Below are 6370 nucleotides of genomic sequence, written 5' to 3' on the forward strand. Positions count from 1 at the left end.
CGCGCGCCGGCTCGGCGTCATGGGCCGGATCCAGGATCCGGGCCGCCAGCACGGCGACGCCGCCGCCGGTCTCGCGCGCGAACTCCAAAGCTTCGGCGGCGTTCATCGGGGCCTCGTCCAGTTCGCGGTAGCGGGCGTCGATCAGGGCCTCGAGGCTTGGGCGCGCCAAGCCGTGCGCGGCGATCGCCGTGGCCAGGGCCTGGGCGGTGGGGTGGCGGCGCACGGCGCGCGCCTCGAACGCTTCGTCGAGAACCTCGCGCCACCAGGCCAGCCGCATCTCGCCCAGCAGCGGGTTCGACGCCACCCGTGGGGCCCGCGCCAGCTCGTGATCGAAGGCGTAGATCGCCTCCACACCTGCACGCGCACGCAGATCGCCGATGAAGCGGCTGGACAGCCAGCGGTCCGGGTCGACGCGACGCAACAGGCCGGCCAGACCCTCGTCCTGGGTGTCGATGTCGGGTTGGACGGCGGTCATTCGCAACTGCCCAAAGCAAAAGGCCCGCCTCGGGGGCGGGCCTTTCTAGTCGCTCATATCGATCCTGGCGTCAGCCGAAGATCGTCTGGTTCATGGTCATGGTGACCAGCCTCGGCACCGACAGCAGGGTGTTGACCCGCGAGAACAGCATGGCCTTGCGGCCGGCCGCCGCCTTCGCGTCGGCATCACCGTCAACGATGCCCAGCGCGATCTTCTGCGCCGGCCAGATGAAGGCCCAGACGTTGAAGAACATCACGGTGCCCAGCCACATGCCGACGCCGATGAAGGTGTGCTGCGGCACGGTGAAGCCTTCTGTGGCGCCCAGCGTGACCGTCTCCAGCAGGTAGCCGCGATTGATCGCCAGGATAATACCCATCACCCAGGTGAACAGCGCCGCCCAGCGGAACCAGAACAGCGCCTCAGGCGCGATGTACTTCGACACCGCCGGCTTCAGCTCGGCCGGAATCTCCGGCATTTTGCGGATCTGGACGAAGTTGAAATAGTATAGCAGGCCGATCCAGAGGATCCCGAACACGACGTGCAGCCAGCGGAACACGCCCTGCCAGAAGATGGCGTCGGCCGCACCGTTGTGCATGCCGTAGCCGGCGATCAACACCAGCGCGAGTAGGAAACTCACGATCAAGGTGTTGCGGAGGTTCGAAAGAAGTCCGGCCATTTTAGCGCCCCTCGTGATTCCTACCCTACGGCACCTATAGATTGTTTCATGGACGACGAAAAGGCGACCGGAAACTCATACCGGCCGGGCCGCCAGGCGCATCACGGCCAAGGAGGGTGTTCCGAAGCGCACCTCGGTTCAGACAGCGATGAGCGCACAGGCCAGGCGGCGGCCTTCCGAGGTCAGCACGTTGTACAGACGAGCCGCCGACGGCGTGTCCATGAATTCCAGCCCGAGGCCGGCGGCCAGCACCGCGTCGCGGACCTCGCGCGTCGGCAAGGCGTTGGCTGCACCCATGCCCAGCAGCAGGAACTCCACCTGCGCACGTCCGGCCGCAAACACTGCGGCCAGAGAGCCGACGTCGAGATCCTCTCGCCGGCGCACCGGCCAGTCGTAGGCGGCGTCCCCGACGATCAGCAGCGAGCCTTCGCGCCGCACGCCCGCCACCCGAAAGCCGCCGTCGCCGTAGGCGTCGATGGGAGGAGCGTCGCGCGCCATGGCCGCTGCCTTAGGCGCCTAGGAGCGGACGCTGGCGGGCTTGAGCGGCTCGGCTTCCTCTTCGCCCCGCTTGACGCCCCACAGCAGGATCACCGGGGCCGCCACATAGATCGACGAATAGGTGCCCAGGATGATCCCGAACATCAGGATGATGGACATGCCGAACAGCGTCGGCCCGCCGAAGATCGCCAGGCCGCCCAGCGCCAGGATGGCGGTGAGGCCGGTGATGATGGTGCGCGACAACGTCTCGTTGATCGACAGGTCGATCACCGCACGCAGAGGCATGCGTTTGTATTTGCGCAGGTTCTCCCGCAGTCGATCGAACACCACGACCGTGTCGTTCATCGAATAGCCGATGATGGTGAGGATCGCGGCGATGGTCTGCAGGCTGAATTCCAGCCGGAACGCCGCGATCACCCCAAAGGTCAGGATGACGTCGTGGAACAGCGCCATGACAGCGCCCAGGCCGAACTGCAGCTCGAAGCGGAACCAGATGTAGATCAGCATCAGGCCGATCGCGAGGCCCAGGGCCAGGAGGCCGCTGCGGAACAACTCCCCCGACACCTTCGGCCCGACCACGTCGGTGCGTTCAAAGCTGATCGGTCCCAGGGCCTGGCGGAGCGACGCCTTGATCTTGTCGACGTCGACCGTGGGGTTGGCGCCCTCGGGCGTCTCGAAGCGGACCATGGCCTGGGCCGGCGAGCCCATGGCCTGAACCTGAACGTCGCCAGTGGTCATATTGGACAGCGTGCTGCGCACCACGCCAAGGTCGATCGGCTTCGCCGACGCCATCTCCAGCACCGTCCCGCCGCGGAAGTCGATGCCGCAGGCGAGGCCGGCGCAGGGCGCCTCGAACGGCAGCAGGGTGCGGGCCAGCGAGGCGATGACGCAGACGACCGAGATCGCCGCAGCGATCCGTGAGAACGCGACGAACCGGAAGTTCGTCCTGATCGGGACGATCTTGATGAGGGGCCACTTGGAGGACACGTCGAGGCTCCTTACGAGATCGGCAGGGTCTTGGGACGGGTGGCGCGGAACCACCAGGCCAGCAGGACCTGCGTTATCAGGACGGCGGAGAACACCGAGGTCACCACGCCGATGGACAGCGTCCAGGCGAAGCCTTTGACCGGGCCGGAGCCGAACTGGAACATGATCAGCGCCGCCAGCAGCGTCGTCACATTGGCGTCGATGATCGTGGTCATAGCGCGCGAGAACCCGGCGTCCATCGAGGCGATGACGCTTCGTCCTGCCCGCATCTCGTCGCGCATCCGCTCATAGATCAGCACATTGGCGTCGACCGCGACGGCGAGCGTCAGGATCAGCCCGGCGATCCCGGGCAATGTCAGCGTCGCCTGGGTCAAGGACAGGGTGGCGATGATCAGCAAGCCGTTGACCAGCAGGGCGACCACCGAGATCCCTCCGAACAGCAGGCCGTAGGCCAGCAGCATGAACACCAGGATGGCCATGAAGCCCACCAGGGTGGAGGTTTGACCGGCCTTGACCGCATCGGCGCCGAGCACGGCGCCGACCGTGCATAGCTGTTCGACCATCAACGGCGCCGGCAAGGCGCCGGCGCGCAGCAGCAGAGCCAGGTCGTTGGCGCTTTCCTCGGTGAAGTTGCCGGTGATCTGGCCGGAACCGCCGGTGATCGCGCCCTGGATGACCGGTGCGGAGATCACCTGCTTGTCGAGGACGATGGCGAAGCGCTTGCCGATGTTCTGGGTGGTGGCGTCGCCGAAACGCCGCGCGCCCTGACCGTTGAAGCGGAACGACACCACCGGACGGCCGCTCTGCTGGTCGAACTGCATGCGTGCATCGGTCAGCATCTCGCCTGAGACCAGCGCGCGCTTTTTGATCAGATAGCCGGTGCTGTAGCCGTCCTGGCTGGGCAGCAGTTCAGAACCCGGGGGAATGCGGCCGGCGGCGGCTTCTTCGGACGAGACGGTCTCGTCGACCATCTGGAAGGTCAGCTTGGCGGTCTGGCCGATGACGTTCTTCAGCCGCTCCGGATCGCTCTCGCCCGGCGCCTGGACGACGATGCGGTTGGAGCCTTGGCGGATGATCGTAGGTTCGCGCGTCCCGAGTTCGTCGATGCGGCGACGGATGATCTCGATGGATTGTTCGACGGCCTGGGCGGACTCGGCCGCCAGGGCCTGAGGCACGAAGGCGATGCGGACGCGCTGGCCGTCCTCCGAGCGCACGGTGACGTCACGCCCGCCGGGCACGCCCGCAAGCGGCGCGCCGACCGCATTGCGGATCGCCGTGGTGGCGGCCTGTACCTGGGCGGGGTCGGTGACGCGCACCAGCACCTCGCCGTTCACCTGTGCGAGGTCGCCGAAATCGATTCCCTCCTCGCGCAGCGTCTTGCGGACATCCTCCAGCACGTTGGTCAGCCGCTCGGCGCGCAGGGCTCCGGTGTCGACCTCGAGCAGAAGATAGGACCCGCCCTGCAGGTCGAGGCCCAGGTTCAGCACGTTCTTCGGCATGAAGCCCGGCAAGGCCGCGCGCTGCGACGGCGTCAGCAGGTTCGGGAGCGTGAAAAGCAGGCCGAACACCACCGACAGGGCGACGGCGATGATCTTCCAGCGTGAGAGGGTCATCATGGCGCTGGGGCGCCCTTATTTCTTGGCGTCGTTCGCCGGGGCGGGCTCGCCCCGCGTACGCACTTCGGAGATCATCCCGCGGACCACCTTGATGGTGACCCCGGTGGCGATCTCCAGGCCAACCTCACGTTCCTCGACCCGGACCACCTTGCCGATCACGCCGCTGTTCAGCACCACGGTGTCGTTGCGCTTCAGGTTGGCGACCATCGCCTGGTGCTGCTTCATCCGCTTCTGTTGGGGGCGGATCATCAGGAAATAGAACAGCACGACCAAGCCCACGAGCGGGAGCATCGAGCCGATCGGCCCCGCCAGGAAATTGGCGGCGTCGCCCGAGGCGCCGGCGGTCTGGGCGAAGGCGGGAGTCGCGAACATGAGGTCTCCGAGGTGCAGATCGCACGGCGCGGGAGCGCCGGTTTCGAGGTCGGCGGAAGCTATGCGCTGGCGCCCTGTTTTGCAATGGAACGCCCGCCCGGTTATGGACCGCGGCATGTCCCTAGAGCCCAACACCTTCCCGAACGCCGATCTGAAGGCCGTTCTGGAACGCATCGCCGAGGCGCTGGAACGGCTTGCCCCGCCACCGCCAGGCGCGCCCTCGTTCGCCCACGCGCGCCTGTTTCGTCACGAGCCCGACGGCAACAGCTTCCACGCCGCCCCCGACTATCCCCTTCCCCTCGACGCCCTGGTGGGAGTCGATCGCCAGAAGCAGCGCTTCATGGAGAACCTGGAACGCTTCGCAGACGGCCTGCCGTTCAACCACGCGCTGCTGTGGGGCGTGCGGGGGGCGGGCAAGAGCTCGATGGCCAAGGCCGCTTTCATGGCGGCGGGCGAATCCCGCGCTCATCTGAAGCTGGTGGAGGTCGATCGCGACCAGGTGACCGCCCTGCCCGCCCTGTTCGACGCGCTGCGGGTCGCCGAACAGAGTTTCGTGGTCCTGTGTGACGACCTGTCGTTCGAGGAGGGCGCGGCCGCCGCGAAAGCGTTGAAGTCGGCGCTGGAAGGCGGCGTCTCCGGCCCGCCGAAGAATGTGCTGTTCGTCGCCACCTCGAACCGGCGCCATCTGATGCCGCGGGGCCACGGAGAAGGCGACCGCGGCGCCATCGCATCGGCCGAGGACGCCGAGGAGGAGGTCAGCGTCTCCGACCGCTTCGGCCTGTGGATCGGTTTTCCCCCGATGGACCAGCAGACCTACCTGCAGGCGGTGAACACCTACGCCAAACGTTACGAGCTCGCCTCGCCCGAGTTGGAACGTCGGGCGTTGCAGTGGGCCCAGCTTCGCGGGGGGCGCTCAGGCCGCGTCGCCTTCCAGTTCATCCGCGACCTGGCCGGCGACCTGGGCAAGGCGCTGCCGCTGTAGGGCTTCCACGCTGAGGAAGGACCAGCCCCCTACGGCAAGACCAGCGCCGGGTTGATCGGGCGGGCGCGATCGGCGGGTGACGGGGCGTAGCGGACCTCGAAGTGCAGTTGCGGCTCGGCGGCGCCGCCGGACGAACCGGCTTGGCCGATCTGCTGCCCCTGGCTGACCTTCTGCTGCATCTTCACGTCGACACGCGACAGATGGCCGTAGGCGGTGACCCAGCCGTCGGCGTGCTTGATCAACACCAGGTTGCCGAAGCCGGGCACCTGGTCGCCCGCGTAGACGACGTCACCCGCCGCAGCGGCGCGCACGGAGTCGCCCTGGTTGGCGCGCACGTTGAGGCCGTCATTGCGCTGGCCCGTGCCCTTGGGGCCGAAGTCGGAGATCACCTCGCCGCGCAGCGGCCAGGCGAAACGTCCCCGGCCGAGCTGCGAGATCTGCACGTCGCTGAGCGCGCCGCTGCTGGGTACGATGGTCGGCGCAGGCGTGGTCGGGCGCCCCGGCGTGGTGGTCGTGGGGCGCGGCGCGGGTCCGGACGGGGGAGTGGTCGTCGGCCGCGAATAGGGCTGTGGCGCGGGCGGAAGGGTTGCCGGCGGCTGCACCGGCCGCGAGTAAGGCGGCGGCGTCGGGCCGACCACCGGCTGGGTCGGGCGTTGGTAGGGCGGCGCGGCGGGCGGCGGCGCGGCCACCACGACGGGTGGAGCGGCCGGCGCGGGCGCGGGGACCGTGACCTTCACCTGGATTGGGCCCTTGTCCTTGTAGCC

Annotated in this window: 8 protein-coding genes; 1 reads left to right on the forward strand and 7 read right to left on the reverse strand. The window is 67.9% G+C overall.

What is annotated here, in order from left to right; genetic code table 11:
* The 6 genes from Q8M88_RS14680 to yajC form a co-directional block, all read right to left on the reverse strand.
* Positions 1-475, reverse strand: a 475-nt coding sequence (locus tag Q8M88_RS14680) for a squalene/phytoene synthase family protein (protein ID WP_305597902.1), incomplete at its 3' end; no start/stop codon positions are given.
* A 70-nt stretch (positions 476-545) separates the two neighbouring features.
* A complete protein-coding gene (locus Q8M88_RS14685; protein ID WP_305597903.1) occupies positions 546-1151 on the reverse strand; it encodes a urate hydroxylase PuuD in 606 nt (201 codons plus the stop codon).
* A 138-nt stretch (positions 1152-1289) separates the two neighbouring features.
* Positions 1290-1649 (reverse strand): Mth938-like domain-containing protein, encoded by a 360-nt coding sequence (locus tag Q8M88_RS14690; protein ID WP_305597904.1) that lies wholly within the window; start codon positions 1647-1649, stop codon positions 1290-1292.
* A gap of 18 nt (positions 1650-1667) precedes the next feature.
* The gene (gene secF, locus Q8M88_RS14695; RefSeq protein WP_305597905.1) at positions 1668-2636 is read right to left on the reverse strand and encodes a protein translocase subunit SecF; all 969 of its coding nucleotides are present in this window, start codon (positions 2634-2636) and stop codon (positions 1668-1670) included.
* An 11-nt stretch (positions 2637-2647) separates the two neighbouring features.
* Entirely contained in the window at positions 2648-4252 is a 1605-nt protein-coding gene (gene secD, locus Q8M88_RS14700) for a protein translocase subunit SecD (RefSeq protein ID WP_305597906.1), read from the reverse strand.
* 15 nt (positions 4253-4267) lie between these two features.
* A complete protein-coding gene (yajC, locus tag Q8M88_RS14705) occupies positions 4268-4543 on the reverse strand; it encodes a preprotein translocase subunit YajC (RefSeq protein ID WP_305597909.1) in 276 nt (91 codons plus the stop codon).
* Positions 4544-4739: 196 nt separating this feature from the next.
* Between yajC and Q8M88_RS14710 the strand changes: the two genes are divergently transcribed.
* The gene (locus Q8M88_RS14710; RefSeq protein ID WP_305597907.1) at positions 4740-5606 is read left to right on the forward strand and encodes an ATP-binding protein; all 867 of its coding nucleotides are present in this window, start codon (positions 4740-4742) and stop codon (positions 5604-5606) included.
* 29 nt (positions 5607-5635) lie between these two features.
* Here the strand turns inward: Q8M88_RS14710 and Q8M88_RS14715 are convergent.
* Positions 5636-6370: murein hydrolase activator EnvC (locus tag Q8M88_RS14715; RefSeq protein ID WP_305597908.1), on the reverse strand; the 735-nt coding region annotated here is incomplete at its 5' end.

The sequence above is a fragment of the Phenylobacterium sp. genome, from assembly GCF_030693805.1.
Taxonomy (GTDB): Bacteria; Pseudomonadota; Alphaproteobacteria; order Caulobacterales; family Caulobacteraceae; genus Phenylobacterium.

Excerpts from the sequence above, each read along its gene's own strand:
- yajC (WP_305597909.1), bottom strand. The coding sequence starts at position 4,543 with ATGCTCCCGCTCGTGGGCTTGGTCGTGCTGTTCTATTTCCTGATGATC.
- secD (WP_305597906.1), bottom strand. The coding sequence starts at position 4,252 with ATGATGACCCTCTCACGCTGGAAGATCATCGCCGTCGCCCTGTCGGTG.
- Q8M88_RS14710 (WP_305597907.1), top strand. The coding sequence starts at position 4,740 with ATGTCCCTAGAGCCCAACACCTTCCCGAACGCCGATCTGAAGGCCGTT.
- Q8M88_RS14690 (WP_305597904.1), bottom strand. The coding sequence starts at position 1,649 with ATGGCGCGCGACGCTCCTCCCATCGACGCCTACGGCGACGGCGGCTTT.
- Q8M88_RS14685 (WP_305597903.1), bottom strand. The coding sequence starts at position 1,151 with ATGGCCGGACTTCTTTCGAACCTCCGCAACACCTTGATCGTGAGTTTC.